25 protein-coding genes are annotated in these 24,852 nt (G+C 52.6%); 14 read left to right on the top strand and 11 right to left on the bottom strand.

The window, feature by feature from the left end; all coding sequences use genetic code 11:
- Nucleotides 1–100: 100 nt before the first annotated feature.
- The 6 genes from CFERDRAFT_RS08525 to CFERDRAFT_RS08555 all read left to right on the top strand — a co-directional run bounded on the left by CFERDRAFT_RS08525 (nucleotide 101) and on the right by CFERDRAFT_RS08555 (nucleotide 7,145).
- Nucleotides 101–1,594, top strand: a complete 1,494-nt coding sequence (locus CFERDRAFT_RS08525; RefSeq protein WP_006366813.1) for a heterodisulfide reductase-related iron-sulfur binding cluster — start codon at nucleotides 101–103, stop codon at nucleotides 1,592–1,594.
- Nucleotides 1,595–1,934: 340 nt separating this feature from the next.
- Nucleotides 1,935–3,905 (top strand): CoB--CoM heterodisulfide reductase iron-sulfur subunit A family protein, encoded by a 1,971-nt coding sequence (locus CFERDRAFT_RS08535; protein WP_006366814.1) that lies wholly within the window; start codon nucleotides 1,935–1,937, stop codon nucleotides 3,903–3,905.
- 53 nt (nucleotides 3,906–3,958) lie between these two features.
- Nucleotides 3,959–4,408 (top strand): hydrogenase iron-sulfur subunit, encoded by a 450-nt coding sequence (locus CFERDRAFT_RS08540; protein WP_006366815.1) that lies wholly within the window; start codon nucleotides 3,959–3,961, stop codon nucleotides 4,406–4,408.
- Between the two features lie 16 nt (nucleotides 4,409–4,424).
- Nucleotides 4,425–5,255, top strand: a complete 831-nt coding sequence (locus CFERDRAFT_RS08545; protein WP_006366816.1) for a 4Fe-4S dicluster domain-containing protein — start codon at nucleotides 4,425–4,427, stop codon at nucleotides 5,253–5,255.
- Between the two features lie 13 nt (nucleotides 5,256–5,268).
- A complete protein-coding gene (locus tag CFERDRAFT_RS08550; protein WP_006366817.1) occupies nucleotides 5,269–6,282 on the top strand; it encodes a 4Fe-4S dicluster domain-containing protein in 1,014 nt (337 codons plus the stop codon).
- Nucleotides 6,283–6,329: 47 nt separating this feature from the next.
- Nucleotides 6,330–7,145 carry an FAD/NAD(P)-binding protein gene (locus CFERDRAFT_RS08555; RefSeq protein WP_040433557.1) on the top strand — a complete coding sequence of 272 codons (816 nt, stop codon included), beginning with the start codon at nucleotides 6,330–6,332 and terminating at the stop codon, nucleotides 7,143–7,145.
- A gap of 13 nt (nucleotides 7,146–7,158) precedes the next feature.
- Here CFERDRAFT_RS08555 and murB read toward each other — a convergent pair whose 3' ends face one another.
- On the bottom strand, nucleotides 7,159–8,769 hold the full coding sequence (gene murB / locus CFERDRAFT_RS08560; protein WP_006366819.1) for a UDP-N-acetylmuramate dehydrogenase: 1,611 nt from the start codon (nucleotides 8,767–8,769) through the stop codon (nucleotides 7,159–7,161).
- 211 nt (nucleotides 8,770–8,980) lie between these two features.
- On the opposite strand from murB, the gene CFERDRAFT_RS08565 reads away from it, so the two are divergent.
- Nucleotides 8,981–9,433 carry a hypothetical protein gene (locus tag CFERDRAFT_RS08565; RefSeq protein ID WP_006366820.1) on the top strand — a complete coding sequence of 151 codons (453 nt, stop codon included), beginning with the start codon at nucleotides 8,981–8,983 and terminating at the stop codon, nucleotides 9,431–9,433.
- Nucleotides 9,434–9,461: 28 nt separating this feature from the next.
- Here CFERDRAFT_RS08565 and CFERDRAFT_RS08570 read toward each other — a convergent pair whose 3' ends face one another.
- Nucleotides 9,462–10,028, bottom strand: a complete 567-nt coding sequence (locus CFERDRAFT_RS08570) for a nitroreductase family protein (protein ID WP_050770667.1) — start codon at nucleotides 10,026–10,028, stop codon at nucleotides 9,462–9,464.
- A 17-nt stretch (nucleotides 10,029–10,045) separates the two neighbouring features.
- On the bottom strand, nucleotides 10,046–10,354 hold the full coding sequence (locus CFERDRAFT_RS08575; RefSeq protein ID WP_006366822.1) for a hypothetical protein: 309 nt from the start codon (nucleotides 10,352–10,354) through the stop codon (nucleotides 10,046–10,048).
- A gap of 199 nt (nucleotides 10,355–10,553) precedes the next feature.
- Here CFERDRAFT_RS08575 and CFERDRAFT_RS08580 point away from each other — a divergent pair, with 199 nt between their 5' ends.
- The 6 genes from CFERDRAFT_RS08580 to CFERDRAFT_RS08605 all read left to right on the top strand — a co-directional run bounded on the left by CFERDRAFT_RS08580 (nucleotide 10,554) and on the right by CFERDRAFT_RS08605 (nucleotide 15,625).
- A complete protein-coding gene (locus tag CFERDRAFT_RS08580; RefSeq protein WP_050770668.1) occupies nucleotides 10,554–11,048 on the top strand; it encodes a DUF2141 domain-containing protein in 495 nt (164 codons plus the stop codon).
- A 32-nt stretch (nucleotides 11,049–11,080) separates the two neighbouring features.
- Nucleotides 11,081–11,284 (top strand): YnbE family lipoprotein, encoded by a 204-nt coding sequence (locus CFERDRAFT_RS08585; protein WP_006366824.1) that lies wholly within the window; start codon nucleotides 11,081–11,083, stop codon nucleotides 11,282–11,284.
- A gap of 17 nt (nucleotides 11,285–11,301) precedes the next feature.
- Nucleotides 11,302–11,643: a YdbL family protein gene (locus CFERDRAFT_RS08590; RefSeq protein ID WP_006366825.1), complete on the top strand. Its 342-nt coding sequence runs from the start codon at nucleotides 11,302–11,304 to the stop codon at nucleotides 11,641–11,643.
- Nucleotides 11,644–11,753: 110 nt separating this feature from the next.
- A complete protein-coding gene (locus CFERDRAFT_RS08595) occupies nucleotides 11,754–13,889 on the top strand; it encodes an intermembrane phospholipid transport protein YdbH family protein (RefSeq protein ID WP_006366826.1) in 2,136 nt (711 codons plus the stop codon).
- Nucleotides 13,890–14,097: 208 nt separating this feature from the next.
- Entirely contained in the window at nucleotides 14,098–14,367 is a 270-nt protein-coding gene (locus CFERDRAFT_RS08600) for a sll1863 family stress response protein (RefSeq protein WP_006366827.1), read from the top strand.
- Between the two features lie 325 nt (nucleotides 14,368–14,692).
- A complete protein-coding gene (locus CFERDRAFT_RS08605; RefSeq protein ID WP_006366828.1) occupies nucleotides 14,693–15,625 on the top strand; it encodes a hypothetical protein in 933 nt (310 codons plus the stop codon).
- 172 nt (nucleotides 15,626–15,797) lie between these two features.
- Here the strand turns inward: CFERDRAFT_RS08605 and CFERDRAFT_RS08610 are convergent, their stop codons facing one another.
- From CFERDRAFT_RS08610 to CFERDRAFT_RS08630, 5 genes are all read right to left on the bottom strand, one after another.
- Nucleotides 15,798–17,171 carry a BaiN/RdsA family NAD(P)/FAD-dependent oxidoreductase gene (locus CFERDRAFT_RS08610; RefSeq protein ID WP_006366829.1) on the bottom strand — a complete coding sequence of 458 codons (1,374 nt, stop codon included), beginning with the start codon at nucleotides 17,169–17,171 and terminating at the stop codon, nucleotides 15,798–15,800.
- Between the two features lie 93 nt (nucleotides 17,172–17,264).
- Nucleotides 17,265–18,428 (bottom strand): efflux RND transporter periplasmic adaptor subunit, encoded by a 1,164-nt coding sequence (locus tag CFERDRAFT_RS08615; protein ID WP_006366830.1) that lies wholly within the window; start codon nucleotides 18,426–18,428, stop codon nucleotides 17,265–17,267.
- 3 nt (nucleotides 18,429–18,431) lie between these two features.
- The gene (locus CFERDRAFT_RS08620) at nucleotides 18,432–20,798 is read right to left on the bottom strand and encodes an ABC transporter permease (RefSeq protein ID WP_006366831.1); all 2,367 of its coding nucleotides are present in this window, start codon (nucleotides 20,796–20,798) and stop codon (nucleotides 18,432–18,434) included.
- Between the two features lie 8 nt (nucleotides 20,799–20,806).
- On the bottom strand, nucleotides 20,807–21,541 hold the full coding sequence (locus CFERDRAFT_RS08625) for an ABC transporter ATP-binding protein (RefSeq protein WP_040433561.1): 735 nt from the start codon (nucleotides 21,539–21,541) through the stop codon (nucleotides 20,807–20,809).
- 5 nt (nucleotides 21,542–21,546) lie between these two features.
- A complete protein-coding gene (locus tag CFERDRAFT_RS08630) occupies nucleotides 21,547–22,008 on the bottom strand; it encodes a hypothetical protein (RefSeq protein ID WP_006366834.1) in 462 nt (153 codons plus the stop codon).
- A gap of 345 nt (nucleotides 22,009–22,353) precedes the next feature.
- On the opposite strand from CFERDRAFT_RS08630, the gene CFERDRAFT_RS08635 reads away from it, so the two are divergent.
- Nucleotides 22,354–22,710 carry an SET domain-containing protein-lysine N-methyltransferase gene (locus tag CFERDRAFT_RS08635; protein ID WP_006366836.1) on the top strand — a complete coding sequence of 119 codons (357 nt, stop codon included), beginning with the start codon at nucleotides 22,354–22,356 and terminating at the stop codon, nucleotides 22,708–22,710.
- Nucleotides 22,711–22,732: 22 nt separating this feature from the next.
- On the opposite strand, the gene CFERDRAFT_RS08640 is transcribed toward CFERDRAFT_RS08635, so the two are convergent.
- The 3 genes from CFERDRAFT_RS08640 to CFERDRAFT_RS08650 all read right to left on the bottom strand — a co-directional run bounded on the left by CFERDRAFT_RS08640 (nucleotide 22,733) and on the right by CFERDRAFT_RS08650 (nucleotide 24,845).
- A complete protein-coding gene (locus CFERDRAFT_RS08640) occupies nucleotides 22,733–23,131 on the bottom strand; it encodes a PIN domain-containing protein (RefSeq protein ID WP_006366837.1) in 399 nt (132 codons plus the stop codon).
- Nucleotides 23,128–23,376 carry an AbrB/MazE/SpoVT family DNA-binding domain-containing protein gene (locus CFERDRAFT_RS08645; protein WP_040433562.1) on the bottom strand — a complete coding sequence of 83 codons (249 nt, stop codon included), beginning with the start codon at nucleotides 23,374–23,376 and terminating at the stop codon, nucleotides 23,128–23,130. The genes CFERDRAFT_RS08640 and CFERDRAFT_RS08645 overlap by 4 nt, the downstream gene beginning before the upstream one ends.
- A 287-nt stretch (nucleotides 23,377–23,663) precedes the next feature.
- The gene (locus tag CFERDRAFT_RS08650) at nucleotides 23,664–24,845 is read right to left on the bottom strand and encodes an iron-containing alcohol dehydrogenase (protein ID WP_006366838.1); all 1,182 of its coding nucleotides are present in this window, start codon (nucleotides 24,843–24,845) and stop codon (nucleotides 23,664–23,666) included.
- Nucleotides 24,846–24,852: the final 7 nt, after the last annotated feature.

Genomic DNA, 24,852 nt, shown 5'->3' on the forward strand with positions numbered 1-24,852 from the left:
AAAATTTGACATTATTGTATTTTTGTGTAACATACCATGTTTGTGCCATTTAGCTCCCCGCTCCACGAAAAGCAACATATACCACGTGTCAAAAATCAACATGACAGAAACGGACGCGCTCAAGCATCAACTTGAGGAGTCCACCGGGAACGACTACAACTGCTGCTACCAGTGCGGAAAATGTACGGCTGGATGTCCGGCGGGCGGAGTTATGGATAATCCCCCTGCAAGGATCATGCGTCTGGTGCAGGCAGGCTACGTTGAGGATGCTCTGAGAAGCGATGCGCTCTGGTACTGTCTCGGGTGCATGACCTGTACATCCCGATGTCCGCAGAATCTTGATATCGCCGCCACAATGGACTCACTCAGGGCGATGGCTCTTGAGAAGAACATTGTCTCAGAGGAGCGATCAAAAAAACTGGTTACCGCATTTCATGTCTCATTCCTGAAAAACGTGCGCAAACACGGCCGTCTTCAGGAGCTTTCACTGGTCAACAGCTACAAACTCCGCACAAGAACCTTCCTCCAGGATGCCGTACCGGGTGTCAAGATGATCACCCAGGGGAAGATCAATCCGATGCATACGCTCACCGGAAAAGGGGGAATCAAGGGAAAGGATCAGATAGAGAAAATTTTCCTCGCTTCCGAAGAGGAGTCCCATTCACCGGCACCGAAACGACGCCCGAAAAAGAAGGAGTTTGTTGAGAATGCTCCCCTCTCGGTCAAACCCGGCATGACTATCGGCTACTACCCCGGCTGTTCGCTTGACGGTACCGCACAGGAGTACGGTATTTCGGTTAAAAAAATGTGCTCACTGCTCGGTCTTAACCTCAGGGAGATCGAGGACTGGAACTGCTGCGGAGCAACATCGGCACATGCAACCAACCACAAACTCTCCCTGCTTCTGCCTGCCCGCAATCAGGTACTCGCCGAGGCCCAGGGGCTTGATATTGTCCTTGCTCCCTGTGCTGCCTGCCAGAACCGGCAGGTCACCACGCGCAAAGCCCTGATGGAATCAGAGGCGCTGCGCCGGGAGGTACACTCCATCACCGGCATTGAACCGGCCTGCACCACGCAGTTCATCGGCGTTACCCAGCTGCTTGAAGCCATGGATCCGGAAGAGATTAAAAAACGGGTCAAAAAACCGCTTACCGGCCTCAATCTTGCCTGTTATTACGGCTGCCTTCTGGTTCGTCCAATGGAGGATATGGGTTTTGACGATCCTGAAAATCCGGATAAAATGGAGGCAATTGTTTCGGCTCTTGGTGCCTCACCGGTTGACTGGGCATTCAAGATCGAGTGCTGCGGAGCCGGCCTTACGCTTGCCCAGCAGGATCTGGTTGAGGATCTCACGCATAAAATCGCCAGAAATGCAGCGGCAAACGGTGCTGAAGCATTTGTTGTTGCCTGTCCTCTCTGTCAGGCCAACCTTGATATGCGTCAGGAGAGCATGATCAAGCGATTCGGTGATGTGAAGCCGATGCCTGTTTACTATATTTCGGAGCTGGTAGCTATCGCCTGCGGTGCAGCACCTTCCGAAGTTGCCGTCGGCAAACATTTTGTGCCTGCTCTTGAGCTTGTATCGAAATTCTGAACGGATAACAGCAAGTTAGCCGCTCTCCCCCGGTCCCCTTCATGGCCGGGTAGGAGGGCCGATAGTGACGATTACGTTTTCGGGAAATGTCCGGGTACCTGCAGAAATACACTGATAGCATTACCTTTGCGAGCCTTATCCGCTCAGTGCACAGTCAATACGTATCAGACGACGGAATCACCGGAAAGACAGAGACGATCATCCCCGATCCACAAGAACTGCGATGGCTTGCGGGGAATTTTCATGCCTTGTTGAAAATGATGAAACCGGAGTGAGCTGCTGTCACCCGCTTCATTGCAGTACCGTGCCGTTATGCGGCTTCATTCTAAACGATTGAACCATGTCGAAAATAGGTGTATTCATTTGTCACTGCGGTGAAAATATCGCGGCGAAGGTTGATTGTACAAGACTTGCCTCAGCTCTGGGAGATCATCCCGGTGTAGCCTCTTCCATCGAATACAAGTATTTCTGTTCCGACCCCGGTCAGGAGAGCGTCAAAAAAGCGATACGCGACAACAATCTTACCGGTGTCGTCGTGGCGGCCTGCTCTCCGAGAATGCATGAGGCAACCTTCCGCAAGGCCTGCGCCGAGGCTGGTCTGAACCCCTACATGTGTGAAATCGCCAACATCCGCGAACAGTGTTCATGGGTACACAATGATGGTGAAAAAGCTACCGACAAGGCCATTGACATTGTGCGATCAATGGTTGAGAAGGTAAAACGCAACAATACCCTGCAGCCCATCGAGGTTCCGGTTACGCGCCGGGCGCTGGTTATCGGCGGCGGTATTGCCGGTATCCAGGCTGCGCTTGATATTGCCAATGCCGGTCAGGAGGTTGTGCTGGTTGAACGCGAGCCCTCTCTCGGCGGCCATATGGCCCAGCTTTCGGAAACATTCCCGACACTTGACTGCTCGCAGTGCATCATGACCCCGAGAATGGTTGAAGCGGCCCAGCATCCCAAGATCCGCCTGCTTACCTATGCCGAAATCGAGAGTGTTGACGGCTACATCGGCAACTTCCAGGTGAAGGTTCGCCTGAAGGCCCGCTATGTCAACAAGAGCACCTGTACCGGGTGCGGAGAGTGTATAACCAAGTGTCCATCAAAAAAAATCGCAAGCGAGTTCGACTGCGGAATCGGCAGAAGAACAGCAATCTACACCCCTTTTGCCCAGGCAGTCCCCAATATTCCGGTCATCGACAAGAACAACTGCACCTACTTTAAAAACGGCAAGTGCAAAATCTGCGTCAAGAGCTGCCCGCTCGACTGTATCGACTTCGAGATGCAGGATGAGTTTGAGGATCTGGAGATCGGAGCCATCGTGGTTGCGACCGGATTTCAGGTTCAGAATAATGCCCTGTACGGCGAGTATGGATACGGAAAATATCAGGATGTTATTAACGGCCTCCAGTTTGAGCGCCTGGCCTCCGCCAGCGGTCCGACAGCCGGAAAAATCCAGCGCCCTTCAGATGGAAAAGAGCCGGAGACGGTCGTCTTTATCCAGTGTGCCGGATCACGCGACCCCTCCAAAGGGGTAAAGTACTGCTCCAAGATCTGCTGCATGTATACCGCCAAACATGCCATGCTCTACGCTCACAAGGTTCATGGGGGCAAGAGCCGGATCTTCTATATGGATATCCGCGCCGCCGGTAAGGGGTATGACGAGTTTACCCGACGGGCTATTGAGGAGGATGAGGCCGGCTATCTGCGCGGTCGAGTCAGCAAGGTGTGGCTCGAAAACGGCAAGCTGATGGTGAGGGGAGTTGATACGCTGCTCGGCAAGCCGGTTGAAATTGCCGCTGATATGGTGGTTCTTGCTACAGCCATGATTGCCCAGCCTGATGCCAAGGAGTTTGCCAAAACCATCGGTATCGGCTATGATGAGTACGGGTTCTTCAATGAAGCACACCTCAAGCTTCGTCCGGTTGAGTCGTCAACCGCCGGAATCTACCTTGCCGGAGCATGCCAGTCTCCGAAAGATATTCCCGATTCGGTTGCCCAGGCATCGGCATCGGCAGCCAAGGTGCTTGCGCTCTTCAGCAAGGAGAAGCTTGAGCGTGAACCGGTTATTGCCGTAAACAACGAGTCGACCTGCGCCGGGTGCTGGGGTTGTGTGCTTGCCTGTCCCTACGATGCGATCGAGAAAAAGGATATCAAGGACCGCTCCGGAAAGGTTATCAAACGGGTTGCATCGGTCAATCCCGGCCTCTGCCAGGGATGCGGAACATGCGTCACCTTCTGCCGCTCGAACAGCATCGATCTGGCAGGATTTACCGAAAAACAGATCTTTGCTGAAGTAATGGGTCTCTGAAAAGAGGCACTCTTTTTCGTGAATGAACAGAAATTTGCTACAGGAGTAAGCTGATGAGTGAACCATTTGAACCGAAAATTACGGCTTTTGTCTGCACCTACTGTACCTATGCCGGAGCTGATCTGGCGGGAACCAGCAGGCTGAAGTATGCACCCAATGTGCGTATTATCCGGCTTCCCTGCACCGGAAGGATAAGTCCGATGTTTATTCTCAAGGCCCTGCAAAAAGGGGCCGACGGCATTCTCATAAGCGGCTGCCACCCCGGTGACTGTCACTTCACCCACGGCAACTATCACGCCCGGCGCCGCTGGATGGTTTTTCGCGCCCTGCTCTCCTTTACCGGTATTCCCGAGGAGAGGATCAAGTACTCATGGATCAGTGCTGCCGAGGGTCTCAAGTTTGCCGATCTCATCAACAATATCACTGAAGATATCCGTAAACTCGGTCCGTTTGATCAGTACCACAAATTGATCGAAGAGACCCAGGCCCAGGCTTCACTCTAATAATCAACATTACGCAATGAGTATCGAGCAACAATACAGAACGAGGGCAAAAGAGCTTCTTTCAGCCGGTGAGGTGAAAATGGTTATCGGTTATGGTGCGGGCACTACCGCTGAGCGCCGTCGTCCCATTTTTATCACCTCTCCTGATGAGACCGAACGGCTTGTGCTGGACAGTGCCTGCATCGCCAACCTCTCCGGTTATCTGGTTACCGAAGGGCTCCTGAGCGATGAGAAGCGTGTCGCTGTTTTTCTCCGCCCCGAAGGTATCCGCGCCCTGAATGTGCTGGCTGCCGAGGCCCAGCTTGATCCGCTGCAGGTCGTCATTATCGGATTTGACCTTCCAAAGGGGGAGCTGAAGTCGCTCCAGGGCAGTTCGGTCGATGATTTTACCGATCTTCTCGGTGCACTGAAGGAGAGCACTCCTGATGTTGACGGCAGGGAGCTGCTGGAAAAGATTGAGAAGATGAGCCCCGAGGAGCGCTTTGCCTTCTGGCAGGAGGAGTTTTCAAAGTGCATCAAGTGCTATGCCTGTCGCCAGGCATGCCCGATGTGCTACTGCCGCCGCTGTATTGTGGACAGCAATCAGCCGCAGTGGGTCAACACCTCATCCCATACACTCGGAAATTTCGAATGGAATATCGTCCGGGCATTTCACCTCTCCGGCCGGTGCGTAGAGTGCGGCAACTGTGACAGGGCCTGCCCGGTCAACATTCCGCTCCGCCTCATCAACCGGAAGATGGCCCAGGAGGTGCTGGACTCTTTCAACCATTTCGCCGGTACCAGCAAAACCCAGGAACCGGTGCTTGCAAGTTTCAAAAAGGACGATTCCGAGACATTCATTCTCTAAGTAACCAACGCGTATGACTAAAATCCTTTTTACCGATAAACTGGACAGTTGTGTCGAACGATGGCGCTCGGCAGGCATGACGGTAATCGGTCCTGTTCAGAGGGCCAACAGTTCGGTATACGACGCGGTTAAATCCGCTTCGGAGCTTGATCTCAATCTGGTTCTCACCGACCGTTCAATCAAGGAGCTCTTCTTTCCGCAGAGCGAACCGATGTTGCGTTACGCCATTACCAAAGCGGAAATCAACACTGATGAGTTCCTCCCCCCTTCCGGCCCCCGCATCATCTTCGGCGCACGGGCGTGTGATGCTTCAGGACTCGCTATCGACGATCCGCTGTTCGGATGGGATTACAAGGACGAGTACTGGTTTCAGCGGCGCAACGAGTCGGTGATTGTGACCATCGCCTGTACCAAAGCCGACGAGTTCTGCATGTGCACCTCCCTGAAGCTTTCGCCTGACAGCACCAAAGGTTCCGATATCCTGCTGCGTCCCCTTGAGAACAATAAAGGGTGGCAGGTTGAGGAGCTGACAGATCGCGGACGCGAAGCGTTCAAGAGCGTTGCCGACCTGCTTCAGGAGGGTTCCGATCCCGCAGCTGCTACCGTCACGGTACCGGAAAAGTTCAACGCCGATGCCTGTGCCGAGTGGCTGAAAAACCCTGAAAACTTCGAGAGCCGGTTCTGGAAGGAGATTTCGGCCCGGTGTATCGGCTGCGGCTCCTGTACCTACCTCTGTCCGACCTGTCACTGTTTTGACATCCAGGACGAAGGGGGCAGTTTTGAGGGTATCAGACGCAAAAACTGGGACAGCTGCTCCTTTGCACTCTTTACCATGCATACATCGGGTCATAACCCCCGCTCAACGCAGTCTGCCCGCTGGCGCCAGCGCATCATGCACAAGTTCAACTATTTTCCCGGGAAGTTCAGTGCAAACAGCTGCAGCGGATGCGGCCGATGCACCAGAGAGTGCCCGGTTGACATGGGAATAACAGAAACTTTACAAGAGATCTCAAAATTATCGCAGTGACAGAAAACAACCACAACGCGGCACAGAACATCTACAAGCCGGCCACCATGAAAATCGTCGACCGCCGCGACGAAGCGCCCGGTGTAAGAACCATGAAGCTGGAGTTTCAGGACCCGGCCGATCATGAGCTCTTCAAGGAGACCTACCGTACCGGCATGTTCGGTCTCTACGGTGTTTACGGAGAGGGCGAGAGCACCTTCTGCGTGGCAAGTCCGGAGACCCGCAAGGAGTACATCGAGTGCACATTTCGTGAGTCGGGGAGAGTAACCTCGGCGCTTGCGCGCGCCGATATCGGCGACCTTGTAACCTTCCGGGGGCCTTACGGCAACCGCTTTCCGCTTGAGGAGTTCTACGGCAAGAACCTGCTCTTCATAGCCGGAGGTATTGCCCTTCCTCCCACCAGAAGCGTTATCTGGTCATGCCTTGACCAGCGCGAGAAATTCGGCAAGGTGACCATTGTCTATGGCGCCCGCACCGTAGCTGATCTGGTTTACAAGCATGAACTTGAGGAGTGGATGCAGCGCGACGATGTGGAGCTGGTACTGGCGGTTGATCCGGGTGGAGAGTCGCCCGACTGGAAGCATCGTATCGGATTTGTGCCGACCGTGCTTGAAGAGGCTGCTCCATCGCCCGACAACTGTGTTGCCGTGCTCTGCGGGCCGCCCATCATGATCAAGTTCACCCTGATTTCGCTCAAAAAGCTCGGCTTTGATGAGTCAAATGTCTATACAACCCTTGAAAACCGAATGAAGTGCGGACTCGGCAAATGCGGCCGCTGCAATGTCGGTTCAATCTATGTCTGCAAGGAGGGACCGGTATTCACGGCTGAAGAGGTCTCCCGCATGCCGGCTGCTGATCTGTAACCGTAAAAGCAAGTCAAGAGAGCATTACCCTGAAAAACCGGTCCGGCTGATGAAAATCGGCCGGTTTTTTCGGATTGTTCCACCAGGGAAAGAGTCCGTACTCCCCCCTTCCCGTTGACAGAGCGCACTGCAGGGAGAGTCTCCCGCCAGCAAGAAAGGGTTGCAGCAGAGCGTAGGTGAACTCCAGACCGAACACCGCCTCATCATGTACCTGCTGCAAACCGCGATTCCAGGGATCCGCCGAAAGTTCGGTGTACCCCACCGCCCTTTTTCTCGGCCCCTCAAATCGTAGCGCCACCCAGTGCCCTTCCGGTGTCATTTCAAATTCAAGATATCCCTCTCCGGCACCCCCTTCACCGATAAAGAGTTCGGAGACCCCATACTGCCACAAACCGTCAACAAAAGTGCCCCCATGGCCGGTTTTGGGCGGTTTACAGGCAAAGAGTTCCGGGTCGGTGTGCATGGTTGTCCAGCGAAGAAAGGGAGCTTCGGGATCGGAGGCTCCATCAGCAAGTGAACGGAGCTGAGTCACCTTAACAAAAGCCGTGGCAGGCAGCTCACGATCAAGAGCGGAGTAGCCGACAATCGGGCCGTTGAGGAGAGTCCGGGGAAAGTGCGGCGGCAAAGGATCATCATCATCCGGGCAGGAGAGAAGTCCGGCCCACCCTTTAGCGGGATCACTCCGGTCCGGCTTACAGTCGACACCACAGGAGTCAAGCAGTGTTTGCTCAAAACGTCCGATGCACTGCACTTCAAGATCGAGAGTGATACCGGCTTGCTCCAGGGCGACGGATTTCATGCGCGAGGCTAACCGGAGCACATCAACAGCCGTTGCTCCTCCCGTGTTGTAGATAAAGTTGGCATGATGCCGACTGACCATGGCACCGCCTTCAACGGCGCCCTTGAAGCCGAGCTCCTCAAAAATCCTGCCGCTTGAACGGCCGGCCTCATAGTTGTTCTTGAAGGTGGATCCGCAGCTCGGATAATCGAAATGATGCTTTTGAGCCCGCTCCAGCTCATGCGCCTGCATCTGACGCCGGATCTCCTCCTGCCGGTTCTGTGCGGGAAAACGGAGCAAAACCGCAATCACAATTTCCGGGTTCTCCATCAGGGAGGTATGCTTGTAGCCGTGAAAGACCTCTTCGGGCGGCTTCCAGGAGAGCCGGCCGTCCAGCGAGAGCGTCAGAATCCCTGCGGTGATCACTGAAACTTCGCCGCCGAAACAGCGGGCATTCATTCTGACGGTTGATCCTATCTGACCGGGAAGACGGTAGAGCCACTCCCCGCCGCTCCTTGCGCTTTTCAGCAGCTCTTCGGCAATAAGGGTGTTGTCAGCTCCCGCTTCACAGAGGAGCTCCTCTTCAGAGAGCCAGCTGATCCTCTGCATCCCTTCAAGAGAGAGTACAATCCCGGGAAAATCCTCATCGGAAAAGATGATGTTGCTCCCTTTTCCCATAATGGCAAGAGGAAGCCGGTGCTCGCGGTTCCAGAAGAGAAGCGCTGCAAGATCAGCGATGCTTTCGGGCCGGGCAAGATAACGGGCTGTGCCGCCAATGGCATAATAGCCCCGCTCCCTGAGTGGGACATTGGATTCGAAAAAAGAGGGCAGGATTAACTCACGCATGGCAACTGCGATAGGGAGAAATCATTACAAGGGCACGCCGGACTTTGGACAGTAACATAACCATACGGAAAGAATTCAGCAATCCAACAGTTATAATCCTCAGCAGGAAAACAAATAAAGAGCACTTTCAGATATATTCCATATTTTCTTCCCGCTCAGCAAAAAGAGCGAACTGTTCCTTACCAGCATCAGCACACCTTAAAGAAACACCATGCCTGAAAACAACAGCCGACAGGTTAATTTTGCGCTTGTCCAGATTACAACCGAGCAGCTTGATCTCTCTATGGATCTCTATAGTGAGGAAAAACCGGTAACCATGAGTGCCGGTCTCGATTTTGGCATACAGAGCAGCCAGAACCTGCTTAAAGTGCTCTTTAAAACCACCTTTCACCAGGAGAATATCCCCTTCATCACCATTGAAGCCGGATGTGTCTTTGCCATTGACCCTGAATCCTGGAACCTTTTCTGCAGCGAAGAGCAGGGCTTTTTAACGCTTCCAAAAAACTTTGCCGGCCATCTCGCAACACTCACTTCAGGTGCGGCTCGGGGAATATTGCACAGCAGGACTGAAAATACGCCGATGAACCGCTTTTTCATTCCTGTCAGCAACATCGACGAGATGATACCGGGCAATCTCTCCCTGCCTCTTAACTCCGAGGCCTGAACAGGTAAACAAACAGACGGGTAACCCTTTACGCTATCCGGGTAACCGTGCCGGGTTTTCTTGGTGCGGCATCCGGCCAGGGCAGGGCACTGTAACCGAAAACAGCTGAAGCATAGGGTTGATGACCCTCCGGGAACCGCACGCCGATTTCAGCAAAAGTCTGGGGACCACCGGCACTCTGGTAGAGGATGATGGGTGAATGGACCCAGCAGGAAGCGATACCGAGGGAGGCGGCAGCAAGCAGCATATTTTCCATGGCGAGCACACAATCCTCCCTGGGAGCAACGGCATAGCTGTCGGCGGAGATGATGAGAAGCATCGGCGCATGGTAAAAGACATGATAACCATCCTTGGCTGCCGTTTCGCGGAGTGCTGCATTGTCAGAGTAGAGAAAAACATTTTTACACGCACTCTGCAAGGTTTCAAGCTTGTCGTGATGCTCGATTACCGTAAAATGCCATGGCTGCTGACCCATGGCACTCGGAGCATACTGTCCTGCCTGGAGAATGGTGTTCAGCGCATCTTCTTCAACCTGCCGCGGCTCGTAAGCGCGGATACTCCGTCGCCTGAGGATTGTTTCTATGGTATTGTTCATATCTCTGGTCATTTTGGTTACTCCCCCTCTCCCACCGGCTCGGTTGATGTCGAAAGAAAACCTCTCCCCTGGGCAAAATAGATATAGACCGGTTTTTCGTTTCGCAGCACGTCAAGCACACTCTGAAACATGGATGATGGCAGATGCATCAAGATAGTGCTTCCCGACTGGCTGTCATTTTCAAAAAGCATCCCCGGATCATTGAACCTGATGTAACCGGCGACAGCTCCACCTGGCCCGTAAAGTGCAATCTGGGCACGGTTGGTCTGATAGCCATCAGGAGAGCCATAGAGAAGAATGTGATAGTTTTTAACTTCAGTGGTCATCGTTTTCTCCGGTTAATGGTTGACAGTTTTCTGTAAACGAATGCGGAGATTTAATAGTTTTACCTCCCTGAAAAGAGCTATAAAAAGCGTTCAGCACTCCGGAGTGGTATTCTGCAGGCTGGGCCATTTATCAGCTCTTGTACTTTGCTTTACAAATAACGATATTGCGGAATACTCCGGATATGCTGCCGGACGTGCAATGACCAAAACCGTTCGGAACCTCATGAAGACAGCTCTCCCGCTTGCAATCCTCCTGCTGTTGCCGGCAACGAAGCCGCTTACAGCAGAAAATGTAGTTCCGGCAAGCTCAGCGATATATCAGACCGGCTCAATCACCGTTCACATCAAGGGGCTTAAAAATCCCGACGGCATGCTTGGCTTTGCACTCTATACGACAAAGAGAGGTTTTCCCGACAAACCCGATTGCGCCTTTGCGACAAGAGTATGTAAAAACGGAAGTTCCTCAATTGACGCCACATTTGAAAACATCCCCTATGGATCCTATGCCGTAAGTGTACTGCATGATGAAAACAGCAATGGTAAAATGGACAAGAACTTTATCGGCATTCCAAATGAGGGGTTCGGTGTTTCAAACAACCCTAAAATCAGGCGTGGTCCGCCATCATTCAGTGATGCACTTTTTTCGCTTGACACCTCAAAGCTTGAGTTAAGTATTTCAATGAACTATTTCTAACCGCAGAGTTACCCTTAACAAAAGGAACCGTAATGAAGAAATCAACCATCAGTCTGTTAACCCTCTTCTCTTTTACTTCCGCTGCACTCATGAGTGCGTGCAGCCCGACGGTAAAAGTTGAAGCTCCCGATAAACCCATCGTGATCAACATGAACATAAAAATCGATCACGAAATCAGAATCAGAGTTGACCGTGAACTGGACAACCTGCTTGACACCAAAAAAGGATTATTCTAACCCGGAGGAACACAACCATGAGAACAATACAGCGAATTGCGTCCAAAACAGCCCTCTTGATCATGCTTGCGCTCAGCATTACCCTCCCGGCATATGCGCTTGACCTTGATACTGCCCGATCCAGCGGTCTTGCCGGAGAAGTGGATAACGGGCTGCTTGCCCTTCCTCCCGGAGCCTCAACTGCAGCACAGGAGCTGATTACCACCATCAACAACTCCCGCCGCGCAGAGTATGCAAAAGTTGCCGCACAGAACAACCTGACACTTGATGTTGTCGGTGCCATGATGTACGAAAAAATCTACTCACGGCTTCCGGCCGGTACGTGGGTCCAGGTCAGGGGCAACTGGGTAAAAAAGTAAACAACCCCGGGTATCGCTGTTCATTGTCCTGATTACGACGTATCGGAACCGATAACGGAATCGTACTGCGGAATCAATTAAGAGTGACGCCCCCATAAAATTTTCTTTCCGTGAAAAAATGGCTGCCTGGCACGCTTGTTTTTCTCCTTCTGCTGCTGGTACTCCTGCCGGTGGCAGCATGGTTCTCTTTTCCCTTTGTGGCGCCATTGCTTCTCAGCCGGGCTCTGGAAGGAAAACCGTTCCGGATTGAACTTTCCGGTCTTACATCTCCCGGCCTCTCTGGCTTGGGGTTCCGCCAGTTGAAAGCCTCGTTTACCCCCCCTCCGGACGGGTGCAGCGATGAGCCGATAACCTTTACCCTCTCACTCATTAACGGCCGGCTCTCTTTTCATCCCGTGCTCTCATACGGCCCTGCATCATGGGGGATCATGCCGGACAATGTTGATACCGAGATCACCCTGCTGGCTGACTCTCTCTCTCTGGGCACCAATCCCGAGCTTTTTGTATTCAGCGACAGAACTCCCCAGCTAACCGCCAGGATAACAGCCTCCCGAAGCCGGGGGCTCTCCATCAAACCGCTCTCTCTCTCCTATCCGGTGATTGATGGGAAGGCAGGTCGTGAAAAGCTTCGACTGGAAGGAGTAAACTACAGGGTACAACTCAGTGAAGCGGGAAAGTGGCAGCAAGCCGTGGATACGCTCCGTGTTGCAGCTCTCTACAGTGACGGCGCAGCTTCGCCAGTCAGTAATTTCAAGGCTCTTTTCGGCTCAAAGCGGGATCCGCTCAACCCCTGCACGCTGACACTCAGCAACTGCTCCGTTGACCTCTTTGAGTGGCAGGCTTCATCACAGAAAATCGACTACAACCTTAAGGATAAAAAGACCAGATTTACGCTCTCTCTTGCAGAAATTCCGCTCTCCCAACTGCCGGGTTTTGATCGGGGCGGAAGCAAAACCCCTGCCGCCAGCGGCATGGTAAGCGGATCACTGCCTATCGAGTTTCAGGACTCGACAATAACCGTCAGAAATGCTGCGCTTGCGGCCACAAAAGGCTCCCGGATCATCTTCTACAGCAAAGAGAAGAGAGCCCTCTTCTCTTTTGATATCGGCGACGCCAAAGGGGGCGACAAGCTCCTGCATGAGCTCAACGCAACCATAAAACTTAACAGCAGCAACAAAAAACTTTCAGGACTCGCAATTCGAAGCATGTCGGCAATGCTGCTCGGAGGAAAGATCTCCTCAACCCCCTTCAGTTTCGATCCATCAACCAGAATCAGCCGATTCACCATCAAACTGAACAATATCAAAGCGCTTGAACGGGTAAAGCTGCACGGCGATTTCAAGGGTTCGCTTTCCGGCTCCATCAGCGGAGTCGTGCCGATTACTATCGACAAATCACGGTTTGCCGTGAACAACGCCCGGCTGCACTCATCGGGCGGAGGAAAAGTGACCATTGCAACTCCGCGCAAAAAGCAAACCACACAGGAGCGCATATTCAGCAGTGCAAACTCTGATGCAACCTACACCTTTACCGAACCTGACATACTCCTCACCCGGACACTGGATGGAAGCCTCGCCATTCGCTTTAAACTCAGCCGCCTCGGCCGCAAAACATCATCAGGAGAGCTGCTGCTGATCGCTCCACTTGGAACGATTACCCTCTGGAAGAACAGGCTTCATCCTGATATTGTATCACTGACTGACTTCAGTTCGGGATTGCTTGACGGTTCGCTCTCTATCGCACGCGTCGACTACGATATGGCAAAAAAAAGCGCGGAAACCACCCTTCATGTGAACAACATACCCCTGCAGAAACTGCTGGATCTCCAGGGAACGAAAAAGATTTTTGCAACCGGTACGATCAAGGGCGACATCCCCATTGCCTTAAAGAATGAGCTGTTTGAAATCCGAAATGGAGGAATGAATGCCGAACAGAACGGTCAGATCATCTATGCCTCGACTGCGGAGGAGCGGGCTGCCGCCAACCAGGGGCTGCGCACAACCTATGAGGCCCTTTCAAACTTTCTCTATGTGCATTTGAACTCTTCATTAAGCATGACCCCTGACGGCAAGTCTGTCATTGCAGTCCAGCTCAAGGGGAGCAATCCCGATTTTCAGAATGGACGGGCGGTGGAGTTGAATCTCAATGTCGAGCAGAATCTGCTTGAACTCATGCGAAGTCTCTCCATCTCTTCAAATGTCGAAGAGATCATATCGGAAAAAGCACTGCAAATGCAGAAGAAATAGCCCTGCATTTGCAGCATCTCTGGCCCTCATCCCGGTTCCTCCCGCTTTATACACCCCTTGCCTCCCTTCCTGAACAGTCAAAAAAGCGTTTAATCTCCCCGATTTTCACAATACATCATTGCAAAACAAAACGAAAAAGCGCTGATAACTGTTGTTGTAATGAGAAAACCTGAAGTGTATCCGGTATAATCAATCAGATAACAACACTATGGAACGCAAACTCTTTATCAACAAGTTCGACCGCAAACTCAGGTCGTGGGATCGCGATATAGCAAAGCTTGAAAAGAGAGCAGAGAAGATCACGCAAAACCTGAAGAAGCATATCGAAGAGGTAAAACTGCATCGTGAAGCCACAGCGACAAAAGCTGCTGATCTTCTGCACAGCAGCGAGGATGCCTGGATGGAGATGAGAAAGGGTGCTGAAGTTGCCCTTAACGACCTGAAAAAGGCATTCAGAAAAGCAAAGTCAAAGTTCTGAACCTATCGAGAGTGGCTCTTGATCCTTTACCATGCACAAATCGAACAGGCACCTGAAAGCCGGAAGTGCACTGCTCTATCATAGAGAAGCTGCTTCAGGAAGTGATAATCCGGATAATTTATATCTATTTTCCTACCAGAAGGTAACGTCTGTTTAGTTTTCTACCTTTTTGTAGCATATACTCCCGGCGAAATCGCAAAGAAAGATTCGGCATCTTCTTTCAAGATATACAGTTAACGATACTCTTTCTTTTCGGCACGGTTATTGCTTAATTAAAGGCAGGCAGGAGAGGTAACCCTGACAACCCTTTAAACAAGCGATAAACATGAGCAGCGTAAACACTCTTTACGGGGATCTTTCGGGAGTGGAGTTCCGCACTCTCTTTTCAAACGGCAAGATGGATGGCTGTCTTGTCACAGAGCCCAATACCCTGACAACGCCCTACGGCTCCCTTGTTCCCCAGTATGAAGCGGAGGATATGGGACGGCGAGCGGTAAAACCGCTCTACTTCTACAAGGACGGCTCGCTCAAATCGATAGCACTGCAGTCACAAACCATGCTTGAAACGCCGGTTGGAGCTATCCCTGCTGAACTGGTCACCTTTCACAAAAACGGCAGCATCAAGCGGATATTTCCCCTTGACGGAAAGCTGAGTGGATTCTGGTCCTGGAAAAACGAGTTTGCCCTTGCAGAGGCACTTACCTTCCGTTCTCCGGCCGGTGAACTCACCGCGAAAATTATAGCGCTCCAGTTTTATGAGAGTGGCGCACTGAAAAGCATAACCCTCTGGCCCGGTCAAACGCTCAAGGTGACAACCCCGGTTGGAGAGATCACCATCCGGACGGGACTGGCTTTCTATGAATCGGGTGAAATACGCTCGTTTGAGCCGCTTAAAAAAATTGATATCCCGACGCCAATCGGCATACTGACTGCCTACGATAACGAGCCGAACGGCATTCATGGTGATATCAACTCCGTCCAGCTCTCGGTGGATGGATCGGTTGAAGCCCTCAGTACGGTTGATCATGCCGTAGAGGTTTCAATACCGGGTTCCGGAAGTGAACTCTTTAGGCCCGGAGTAAAAAACAACGTGTGCGGTGATGAACGCAAGGTCAGCGTGCCTATGAAAGTACGATTCGAAAAGAGAGCTGTTGTTTTTCACGACAATCCGGAGTTCTCCTTCGATCTGGAAAAAAGCCGTTTTGCCATCATGCAGATGGACAGCGTAACCAAAGAACCCCTCTACTCCTGCGGGTAAAGAGGAAAAAAGTGGACACTGTGGACGAAGAAATGGTGGACAGAAGTGGACGAAAGTGGACAAGATTGAAAAGAAGATAGTTGTCCACGAATTTCACAAATTACTGTAGGGGCAATCCCTTGTGGTTGCCCTAATTGCTGTCCCTGAAGTCCTTTAAGTCCTATTTTAAATCTCAGAATTTCAAACTCTTCACCGCATTCCGGCCGGCCATCCAGCCGGTTGAAAATGCTGCCTGGAGGTTGTAGCCTCCGATCTCTCCGGCATAGTCGAGCAGTTCACCGCATAAAAGCAGCTTCGGCACAATCCGAGACTCCATGCTCTTCGGGTTCACCTCTGCAAGTGAAACACCGCCGGCCGATACCTCCCCCTGATCAAGCACTGTTTCACGAACGCTTCCAAGCGGAAAGCGCTTCAGCACAGCGAGCAAGGCGAGCCGTTTCTCTTTGGGAAGTATACTCCAGGTCACCTCGCTCTCAATTGCGGCATGACGCATGATCGAGGGCACAAGAGCGGTAGGTATAGTGCCGTGGGGTGCCGTGCCGAATGCTCCCTCGGGCGGCGCTATCGGGCAGATCTGCAGGAATTTGCGCACCATCTGTGCGCCATTTTTTTTGGTCTGGCGAAGCAGAAACTGTTCGACTTCGGCGGTTGTATGATCAGGAAAGAGATCGGCAAAAAGCTGGCAGCTGCCGGACTCCCGCATAAGCTCCGCAATATCGCGTGAAAGCGAGAGTGCCGCAGGCCCGCTGAAACCGCGGTGGGTGAAGAGCAGATCTCCTCGCCGTTCGACACTCCGCCCTCCCCCGGATGCGACAAGTCCGGCCGAACGCAGGGCAACTCCTGCAAGAGAGGCCGGAGGCGGCTTGATGGTATAAACCGGAGTGAGTGCGGCCGAGGGAGCCATGACCGTATGACCGAATGTCTTTGCAATCGAAAGGCCGTCTCCGGTTGTTCCGGTTCCGGAGTATGAAACGCCGCCGGTAGCCAGAATAAGGGCATCCGAGGTGAATAGTGTACCTGTACTTCTGACCTGAAACAGGCCATCCCGCTGCTCAACACTTTTGACCCTGCAGGAGGTGCGCACAACTACCGACGAGATCCGCTGCAGCTCCTCAAAAGCAATCGCTACCGATGAGGCCTCGCCGCTATCGGGAAACACCTTTCCATCGGCTCTCACCCCGGTTGTAACACCTCGTGCAAGCAGCAGCTGAAGAAGGTCACTGCTGGTAAAACTGTACAATGCATGGCGCAGAAAACGCTGTTCATTGCGGCGGATAAAACCTTTTTCAAGCAGCTCTTGCGGGCTGCCCTCGTGGGTGACATTACATTTGCCTCCGCCGGAGAGTCTGAGTTTTGTTCCGGTACGGGGGTTGCGCTCAAGCAGGGTGATGGTACATGCTTCAGTGCCGATTCCGGCATCTTCGGCTGCCCGCCTCGCCGAGACGGCGGCCAGCAACCCTGAGGCCCCCCCTCCGATAATGATAATAGAGCTGTGAGAGGCGATTGGGGTTCGCTCTCTCTCCTTTACTGGTGCAGTTTTTTTCATGGGGGTAAAGTTACACCGGCAGGGGAAATGTGCAAGTGTTCTTTTTGAGATGAAAGTTCATTGCAAACGAGGGGTACAACACTCCACCGGGAGCTACTCCTGGATCTTTACCCTCATGCCGTCACGAAGTTCATTGGTGGGATGCACAACGACCTTCTCCCCCTCCCTGAGCCCGGAGAGCAGCTCGGCCTGCCAGGTCCCACGCATGCCGATCCTGACGGCCTTCTCGACAGCTTTGCCTCCATCAATGACGAAGAGGTGCCACTCATCCTTTCCCCTGAACAGGGCGCTTACCGGTACCTGGAGCACATTATTTGCTTCACTGAGAACAATCTCTGCCTGAACACGGAAATTATCGCCGAGAAGCGGTTCATACGCGTTCAGGAGTGCCACAATATTGACCCGTTTCTCCTCGATGCCGAGTGCGGAGACTTTGGTGTATGCTGCAGGCTCGATGCTTTTCACCACTCCCCGCAGATCCTTCCGGCCACCCCATGCGGTGATCACAACAGGGTTTCCGGGACGCACCTTTGTGGCCTCACTTGAGAGTACGTCAATGACAATCTCGATTGCCGAAGGGTCGCCGATATCGACAATCGGAGATCCGGCAGTGATGAGCCTCTCGCTCTTTTCATGGATTCGCAGTACCCGTCCATCGGCAGGTGAGATCACCGCCAAAGGCTTTCCTGATATCTGACTGTTGGTAAAGGTCTGAATCGCATCCAGGCTGTAACGGGCTGCTGTTGCTGCCGCACCGGCGGCTTCGGCCTCTTTGCGGGCAATTGCCGCCTCACTCGCAGCAAGTTCAGCGGCTTCAAGTGATACGGCACCCTCCTGCTTGAGGTTCCGGTAACGCACAGCGTGGCGGTCTGCCTGTTCTCGAGTGAGCAGAGCACGGCGGTGACGCGCATTGGCTTCAGCAAATAGAGCACGGGCGGCTTCGGCTTTTGCTGCGGCTTCCTGCCCGGCTCTTGAGTCAAGTTCCGGCGGAAGAAGTGAGGCAAGCACACTGCCTTTGCGGACACTGTCACCCTCCTCGATGGTCATTCTCAAAAGCTTTCCGGTTACCGGAGCGGCAAGAACATACCGGTCGTTTACCCGCGTAACGCCTTCGCCGTCAAGCGTTACCTGAAGCGGGCCGCGGCGGACGACACCGGTATCAACGGGAAGCGGAGCGGGTCTGAATACAAAAAAGAGGATGAGAGCAACTGCTGCAAGCGAGAGCCCTGCTATTCTCTGTGTTTTCGATAAGGTCATAATCTATTCTCTGGTTTTCAATACCTCGACAAGGTCGAGCGATGTCAGTCGTTTTTTGACCGCAAGAGCGGAGACAAACGAAACAATGACTATAACGATAAAAGCAAACAGAAAGTTATAGGCGCTGAACACAAAAGGAAGCCGGTAGAGCTCGGAACTGAGCGCACGGGCAAGAAGTGCCGAGAGCGCTATACCGATGAGAAAGCCGACCGGTATGGCTGCCAGAGTTAGAAGTGCCTGTTCGCCGAGCAGGATAAAGGATATCTCGCCTTTGGTCATTCCGAGCACCCGCAGGCTTGAAAGCTCGCGTGCCCGTTCGGAAAGTGAAATGCGCGCGCCGTTGTAGACGACGGCAAAGGCGAGCACGCAGGCAAACGTGGTAAGAATGATTGTGGAGGTGGTCATGCTTCGGGCTATCAGCTCATCGAAACTCTCCTTGAGAGCTTTCAGCATCATGATTCCGGCAACTCCGGGCATTTTTTTAAAGGTTGTGTTGAGCTGCGCTCCCTTTAACCGGTCTATGCGCAGATAGGCGGCGTTCAGCGCTCCTCCGTCGCCTGCCAGCCGGTTCAGCTCTGCGATGTTCATGTAGGCAGAAAGACCGAGTATTTCATCGATTGTGCCGCCGACAAGAAGCTCGCGATGAAGCTGTTTTCCCTGAAGAAAATCAATCTGAAGCCTGTCGCCCGGCCTTACGCCGAGTATGTCGGCAAGAGTGGTGGTCAGGAGTATGCCGTTTTGTGGAAGATTGACCTGCCGGTTTGATTTGTCAACCAGCCGCTGCAGCCCCACAGCTGACTCCAGACCCTTGATGGACTGCCGGCGGGATCGATGCAGAAAACTCATTCTGACCGGTTCTTCACGGTAGAACTCCCGTTCAAGAACTCCGTCCATTGATGCGAAATTATAGGCTATGGAAGGCGGCATGGGATCATTGAAAATAACCGTAACATCCTCGCGGTGTTTCCGGCTGAACTCAACCTGAACCATGCGGTCGACCGCATCGTAGGTGTAACGGCCGGCAATAAGAATGGCTACGGCCAGAGAGATCATGAGCACCGAGAGAGCTGATTTCCATTGATGCCGTTCAAGGTTCCGGACAATAATCCTGACCGGTACCGGCATTATATGGCGAAGTGGTTCACGGTCAAAGAGACCAGGCTTGTAGATAACCGGAGAGTCAGGACGCATCGCTTCGGCAGGAGGCAGCATGACGGCACTGCGCACAGCGCCGAGTGCGCCGAAAAGAGCCGCAATGAAGCTCAGAATAACCGAGAGGGCCACATCCTCAATTCGGAAGTAATAGACCAGTTCGGCAAAATTATAAAAGTCCGCATAGATGTTCATCAGTCCTCGGCCGAGCCAGGCTCCGAGCGCCGTTCCGACAATGGCACCGACAGCCGTAGGAATCATGGCATATCCGAGGTAGTGCAGACCGACATCTTCATTGGAGTACCCCATCGCTTTGAGCACGGCTATCTGGTCGCGCTGGGTGGCGACGATGCGGCGAAGCACAATGTTGAGCAGAAAGACTGCGACAGCAAGAAAGACCAGAGGAAGAAAGGTTATCTGGATGCCGACCTGCTTGATTTCGTCGACAATGAAGCGGTCGGAGAGCTGCTCGCTCCTCCCGTATGCCCCGAGGGAGCCATATCGCCGGAAGAGGTTGTCGAGCTGCATGATGACATCTTTTTCCGATGCACCGTAAGCCAGCGTAAGCGAGAGGTCATTGAACCCTCCGGTCATGTCAAGCGCGGATTCGAGCGCCTTGCGGCTCATCCAGAAAACGCCGAACCGCCGTTTGTCAGGGAAAAAGGCGCCCGGCTGAACCTCATAGATATATTCGGGCGAGAGGCCCATGCCGACAATGAGCAGCTCTTTTTTGTGCCCGTTGATCACCGCGCTGATATGATCGCCCGGCACAAGATTGTTGGCTTCAAGAAAGGGTTTGCTCGCAATCACCTCTTCAGGCTTTCCCGGTTCAATGTAGCGCCCTTTTTTCAGAAACAGATCGTTCAGTACCGGTGCTCCCCGATACTCGGGAATCGAGACCAGCCTGCCTGTTGCCGGCTCGTCAAGACCCGGAACATCAAGCGTAACATCGGTGGTGATACGGGTAGTGACTGATGCAACCCCATGGATTCGGCTCACGGTCTCCCGATAAAACTCCGGAGCGCTCTTGACCTGCAGAAATACATCGGCAAACCGGTAGCGGCTGTAATATCGTTCACGGGAGGCCTCAAGCGAGTATTTAACACTGCTCATGGAGACAAAAACCGATATTCCGCAGGCAACCACAGCCGCCACAGCGAGCATCTGACCTTTGAGATGCAGCAGGTCGCGCAGCAGTTTTCTCTGGAGTTGCTTCATTCCGGCATCTACCAGACAAGTTCCGAAGGGGAAACCCGGGTCAGGTTCCTGCGGTCTTCGGAAACCTCCCCGCTACGAAGGCGAACCACCCGGTCAGCCATACCGGCGATGGATGCGTTATGGGTAATGACAAGGGTTGTTGTGCCGAGTTCACGGTTGACATTTTCAATGACATCAAGAACCAGCTTCCCGGTCTGAAAATCAAGCGCACCGGTTGGTTCATCGCATAAAAGCAGTTCCGGCCGCTTGGCTACAGCCCTTGCAATAGCTACCCGCTGCTGCTCCCCTCCGGAAAGCTGCGCGGGAAAATGGTTCAGCCGGTCACCCAGCCCAACCAGACGAAGCGCCTCATCGGCCTTCATCGGGTTTTCAGCAATCTCGGTAACCAGCTGTACGTTTTCAAGTGCGGAGAGGCTCGAAATCAGATTGTAGAACTGGAAAACAAAGCCGATTGAGCGTCGCCGGTAGGCCGTCAGCTCCGCTTCCGTAGCGGCGGTAATCTCCCGGCCATGAAAAAAAAGCTTGCCTGAGGTGGGTGTATCGAGTCCGCCGATAATATTGAGCAGGGTCGATTTGCCGCTGCCGGAAGCACCAAGCAACACGGCCAGCTCACCGGCATAAAAATCAAGGGATACCTGTTTCAGCGCATCGACCTGCACCTCTCCCATGATGTAGGATTTTGACAGATCGCTGATCCGGAGCACCGCCTGTGATTCACCAATGCCGGATCTGTCAGCCTGCATAGCCATTATTTTGAAGATCCGGACCAGTAACCGCTGTAAACCAGTCGCCCGGTTTTTGAACGAACCAGTTTTAAAAGCCGCTTGTATACACGGTCAAAATGTTCTTCTGACTCTTCCGCCCATTTCGCGTAATTCAGAACCGTGCCGGTTTTCATCACAACGCAGATGGTCGGGCGAGACTCATCAGGCATACCCTCCCTCGGAGTCTCCTTGTAACGCACAAGCAGTGGCAGATCGAGAGCGGCAACTGTTTCCGAAAAATTCAGACGACCGGAATATCTCTTTTCATAAAGTCTGTTTTTGAAAGGCTTGACTATACTTGTTATAACTTCACCGTTCTCCCTGAGCGTCAGTTCCTGTCCGCCAAACATGCCCTGGATATCCCTCAGCTCGATTTTTGCATAGTTTGCTGCATAAGCTCTTCCGCAAAAAAGCAGAAGAAGAAAGGTGATCACTACTCGTTTCATGACATCCCCTTGAACAGTGCCCTGGATTATTGAAAGCCGCACCTGTGCATGCGTTCTGAACGAAGACTACCGTTTCCGATAAAATACAAAACCCGCTCCGGTTCATGAGCAGTGAAATCCGAAATTTTTACTGCTTTGCACACTTGATTTGTAAAATGAAGCGGGTTTCATGAGCGCTGAAACTGTATAATTATGCCGGGATTTTTGTAACATCCACTTCTACAAGGACAATTCTATACACCTATGGATCTCAATTCCCCCCTTCTCACAGCCCTCCTCTTCAGTGCGGGTATGTTCTCCGGTTTTTTGATCAGCCGGTATTTCAATAAAAGAGGGAAGCAATCAATGAAGCACAATGTTACCATTGCAGCCTCAAGCGTCAGCGGACGGGGTGCTTTTGCTTCTAATAAGATCATGAATGGTGCGGTGATTGAGCGCTGCCCGGCGCTTGAGGTAACGGACAAAGATATCGGCGGAGAGCTTCTGAACTACGTGTTCTACGGGAGCAGGGAAAACTCACGCCTGGTGGTCATGGGTAACGGCATGCTCTTCAACCACTCGTTCACACCCAATGTTGCCTACTATCTTGAGCAGACGGATATCGGACATGAACTGATACTCTATGCTCTGCGCGATATTGAAAAGGGTGAGGAGCTCTTCTACAACTACGGTGACGAGTGGTGGGCAACCCGTCAGGGGTAAACCTTAAAACAACAGCCAATGATTACGAAAGCAGTTCAAACAGCGATGATTTGGCTGCTTTTTTATCGAAAGTCAATACCTGCACACAACCGGACACGGCTGCGTCAAAGGCGATCAACAGGTCCGACAGATCAACCTTGTTTTTTTGTGCATCAGATATAAACGACCGTATTGCGAAGTGACTGTCAAAAACAAGAATGGGTAGCAGTAACAGCTCAGCAAAAGCATCAAGGATATCTGCACGCTTTATTTCATACACGGATTCCAGCACCCAGATCAGTTCAAGCAGCACAGGAACAGAGACAAAAAACTCTGTTTTTTCCTCTTCTGCCGTTTTAAATAAGCGGTAGACAGTTGCGGCCTGCGCCTTGTCGTCACGAACCAGAAAACGAACAAGAATGTTGGTATCAAGCGCTTTCATCTCTCCTGCTCTCTGAATTTTCGCCGAACGGCATCATCGATTTCCGCAATTGAAATTGATTTTCTTTCAGGGTCAAAAAACCTGCCAAAAAGATCATCAACACTTTTATTGATTGGTGTAACAACGATACGTCCTCCCTTATCGCATGAGAAATCAAGCTTGTCGCCGGAATGCAATCCAAGAGTATCCCGAACTGCTTTCGGAATGGTAACCTGTCCTTTGTTCGTTATTGTTGCGATAGCCATAAAATCCCTCCTTACCATTCAGATTATTTCTTACTTCATGGTAAGGAATTTTAACCGAAAAGAAAACAAATCTCAAACAAAGTCATATCCGCTATCACGAGAAATTACTGTCCGAATCTCCCTGGATCAACGTTCAGGCATCACAATAAATTGTGGTGAGCGGTTTGAGTGCAAGGCGGTCGGAGCGCAGAAACCGGAATGTACACGCAGTACTTGAGGATTTCGAGCACCGAGCACCGACTAACGAAACAATCGAATCGCGGAATAGATTTATAGTGGCGCCTGCATTACAAGCGCTTTGAGAGAATCCGCTTCATCGCCGCCTCATCAAGCTGAACCGCGTTGCTCTTGCATCGGGTGATAGAAACAATGTGGTCAATATCGCGGGGCGCCAGTCCGTAACGGCTCAGGCGCGGAAAGCGGAGCTGCTCCTGCCAGACTTCAAGCCTCTCAAGCAGTTTTTCACATCCGGAATGAACATCCCCGTATGCAGAGCCGGAGAGCAGGGCTCCCGCTCTGGCATATTTATGCAGAACCGGATGGTTCCGGTCAAGCTGATGCAGGGTGGCAATATTCTCTCGGGTCGCCTCAAGAAGAAGTGTTGCACAGAGTGTGCCGTGCGGTATGTTGACAAGTCCGCCTACCGATGAAGCAAATCCATGTACGACACCAAGCCCGGCATTGGCAAGCACGATACCGGAGAGGAGGGCGGCCCAGGCGATATCTCCCCTTGCACTGCTGTCAAGAGCGCGATCGGTGCAGACTCCCGGAAACGACCGGCTGAACCGTTCGAGACCGTTGCAGGCAAGAGCATCCGTGTAGGGTGAGGCAAAAGGCGATGTATATGCTTCAATCAGCTGGGTGCAGGCATCCATTCCTGAAGCGGCGGTCATCGCTTCCGGGAGTGTGAGCATGAGTTCCGGATCGATCAGGGCAATATCGGGAACAAACGCCGGATGGCGGAGAGAGCGCTTGAAACCGCCGGCTCCTACCCTGCTGATGACGGCGTTACTGGTAACTTCGCTACCGGTGCCGGAGGTTGTCGGAACAGCTATAAAGGGGACCTTCCGTCCGTCATGCGCCGTAAACCCCTCCTGCCCCTCTATGAACCGCTCAACCGGAAGAGTCTGGAGCAGCATTGCCGAAATTGCCTTTCCTGCATCCAGAACACTCCCTCCCCCGATGGCAAGAACCGCGTCCACGGAACATGCCCTGAAGCTGGAAACCGCACTGTTGACCAGTTCAGGAGAGGGCTCGCACTCAACAGCAAGATGGTGTATACTCAACCCGCTCTGCTCCAGGCTCTCGATAAGCCCGGTGAAATGACCCGAGTGCCGGAGTGCATGAGCGCCGGTAACAACCAGAATTGTTCTGCCTAATGGAGCGATATGCTGAGCAAGCGAAGAAAACCGGCCCGCTCCAAAGTGAATGGCCGGAAGCGGAAGAAGGGAAAAATCCTGTTCACTCATCTCGGCA

The sequence above is a fragment of the Chlorobium ferrooxidans DSM 13031 genome (assembly GCF_000168715.1).
Taxonomy (GTDB): domain Bacteria; phylum Bacteroidota; class Chlorobiia; order Chlorobiales; family Chlorobiaceae; genus Chlorobium; species Chlorobium ferrooxidans.